At 61.9% G+C, this 755-nt stretch carries 1 protein-coding gene; it reads right to left on the bottom strand.

All coding sequences use genetic code 11. The annotated features are described in order from the left end of the window. Positions 1-755, bottom strand: a 755-nt coding sequence (locus ACLKOZ_RS21960; protein WP_436478331.1) for a carbohydrate ABC transporter permease, incomplete at both ends; no start/stop codon positions are given.

A 755-nucleotide genomic window follows, 5' to 3' on the forward strand; every position in this document is an offset into this window, starting at 1 on the left:
GATCAGGAGCAGCCAGGCCATCGCCGAGGCGTAACCCATCCGGAAGTCGCTGAAGCCGCGCAGGTACAGGTAGAGGGTGTAGAAGAGGGTGGAGCCGGCGGGGCCGCCTTCACCGTTGGAAATGATGTAGGCCGAGCTGAAGATCTGGAACGCGTGGATGGTTTCCATCAGCAGGTTGAAGAAGACCACCGGGGAGAGCATGGGCCAGGTGATGTTGAAGAACTTCCGCACCAGGCCGGCACCGTCCATAGACGCTGCTTCGTACAGGTCAGCCGGGATCTGCTTGAGGCCGGCGAGGAAGATCACCATCGGGGCACCGAACTGCCAGACGGTCAGCAGGATGAACATCGGCATGGTCATGGACGGGTTGCCCACCCAGCCGCCGAGGTTGATCCCGAAGAAGGACAGGCCCTGGTCCACCGGACCGGAATCGCCGAACATCGCCTTCCAGACGATGGCGATGGAAACGGACGCGCCGATCAGGGACGGGGCGTAGAACGCGGAGCGGTAGAAGCCCTGGCCCTTCCGCGCACTGTTCAACAGCATCGCCACGGCCAGAGCGGCGGCGAGCTTGAGCGGAGTACCGAAGACCACGTAGCCGACGGTCACGCCCACCGACTGCAGGAACCGCTCGTCCTGGAACATAGTGGTGTAGTTGTCCAGGCCGATCCACTTGGGCGGATCGAAGAGGTTGTAGTTGGTGAAGGACAGGTACAGCGAGGAAACCATCGGACCTATGGTCAGGACGATGAATC

It is taken from the genome of Arthrobacter sp. R4 (assembly GCF_051365025.1).
In the GTDB taxonomy this organism is placed as follows: Bacteria; Actinomycetota; Actinomycetes; order Actinomycetales; family Micrococcaceae; genus Arthrobacter.